The following is a 1,935-nucleotide window of genomic DNA, read 5'->3' on the forward strand; positions in this document are numbered from 1 at the left end:
GGCCTTCCCTACGAGCCGCACCTCGTCACGCTTGCCGATGCCGATGTCAAAAGCCCCGAGTTTCTTTCGCTCAACCCCAACAACAAGATCCCCGCCATCATCGACCCCAATGGCCCCGATGGTGCGCCCATCGGTCTTTTCGAGAGCGGCGCGATCCTGATTTACCTTGCCGACAAGGCGGGCAAGCTGATCGGCAATACCGCAACCGAACGCTACAAGGTCATCCAGTGGCTCATGTTTCAGATGGGCGGCGTCGGCCCGATGTTCGGTCAGCTCGGCTTTTTCTACAAATTCGCGGGCGCCAAGATGGAAGACCCGACCGCGCGCGACCGCTACATCAACGAAGCCAAGCGCCTGTTGAACGTTCTCGAACAAGAGCTGGACGGCAAAGAGTGGATTGCAGGCGATTTCTCGATTGCTGACATCGCGCTTGCGCCATGGCTCAAGGGGCTGGACTTTTATGGCGCCACGGCGGTCACGGGCTATGACGACCTCAAGAACGTGCCCGCCTATGTGGATCGCTTCTTCGCCCGCCCCGCGGCGCAAAAGGGAAGCAAAATCCCAAGCTGAACGAAAAAGGGCGGCCCTTTGGACCGCCCTTTCCCTTATCCGCGAAGAGTGCCACCCGTCGCCTTTGTGACCTTTTCGACGATCTTGGCCGATACAGCCTCAAGGTCCTTTTCGGTCAGCGTCGCCTCTTTAGGCTGAAGACGCACAGTGATGGCGAGCGATTTCTTGCCCTCGCCAAGGCTGCCGCCGATGAACTCGTCGAACACCCGCACATCCTCGATCAAGGCCTTGTCGGACCCCAAGGCCGCATTCACGAGGGTCAGAGCCTCGACATCCGCATTCACGACAAAGGCAAAGTCACGCTCGACCGCCTGAAGCTCCGAGGCCTCGAGAGCAGGGCGCGATGCCGAAGTATTCTTGGGCAGCGGGATTTCCTCAAGATAGATGGTAAAGGCAACAGCCGCGCCCTTGATGTCCATCTCGCGCAGAATCTTCGGATGCAGTTCACCGAAAATACCCAAAACCTTTTTCGGTCCGAGGCAAATCTGGCCGTGACGACCGGGGTGCCACCATTCGGCCCCGTTGCGCATGATCTGGACTCGTGCAGGCGCACCAACCGAAGCCAAGATCGCTTCAATGCCCGCCTTGGCGTCGAACACATCGACAGAGCGGCTTGCACCATGCACATCCTTGGGCCCGTTCCGACCGATCAGAACCCCCGAAAGCGCAATGTGCTGTTCACCCGGTTCGCCGCCATGGAAAGCCGTGCCAACTTCGAACAACGCCAGATCCGAAAACCCGCGCGCCTGATTGCGCGCGGCTGCACGCAAGAGACCCGGAAGCAGATCTGGGCGCATATGGCTCATATCGCTGGAAATCGGGTTTTCGAGACGGGTCGCATCGGTGCCACCGCCGAAAAGTGTCGCCGCCTTCTGGTCGATGAAGGAATAGGTCACGCATTCATTATAGCCGAGCGACGCCGCCATACGGCGCGCAACCGAGGTGCGCACCTGAAGCGGGGTCAGGATCGGCTTGGGCACGCCAGCCGACGCACGGCGAAGCGGCTTGCCTTCAAGCTTGGTGAGCGACGCGATACGCGCCACTTCCTCGACAAGGTCAGCTTCGCCCTGAACATCCGACCGCCAGCTCGGCACATGGGCCATGTCGCCTTCCATGCGGAAGCCAAGCGCGGTCAGCGTCTGCCGCTGCTCGCTTTCGGGAATATCCATCCCAACAAGGCTCTGAACGCGCTTTGCATCAAGCTTATAGGCGCGCGCAAAGTTGGGAATCCCGCCCGCGACAACCATCTCCGAGGCCTTGCCGCCCGCATGATCGACGATCATACGCACAGCATGCTCAAGACCCATCGGCGTAAACTCGGGATCGACGCCGCGCTCGAAACGGTAACGCGCATCCGAATTGATC

2 protein-coding genes are annotated in these 1,935 nt (G+C 60.1%); one reads left to right on the top strand and one right to left on the bottom strand.

From position 1 onward, the window contains the following. The coding region (locus tag AC1QQ2_RS14025; RefSeq protein ID WP_479713598.1) for a glutathione S-transferase family protein at positions 1-570 on the top strand (570 nt) is incomplete at its 5' end. A 35-nt stretch (positions 571-605) separates the two neighbouring features. Here AC1QQ2_RS14025 and AC1QQ2_RS14030 read toward each other — a convergent pair. Continuing rightward, positions 606-1,935: phenylalanine--tRNA ligase subunit beta (locus AC1QQ2_RS14030; RefSeq protein WP_479713599.1), on the bottom strand; the 1,330-nt coding region annotated here is incomplete at its 5' end.

This window comes from Aestuarium sp. (assembly GCF_023253315.1).
Classification (GTDB): Bacteria; Pseudomonadota; Alphaproteobacteria; order Rhodobacterales; family Rhodobacteraceae; genus Marivivens; species Marivivens donghaensis.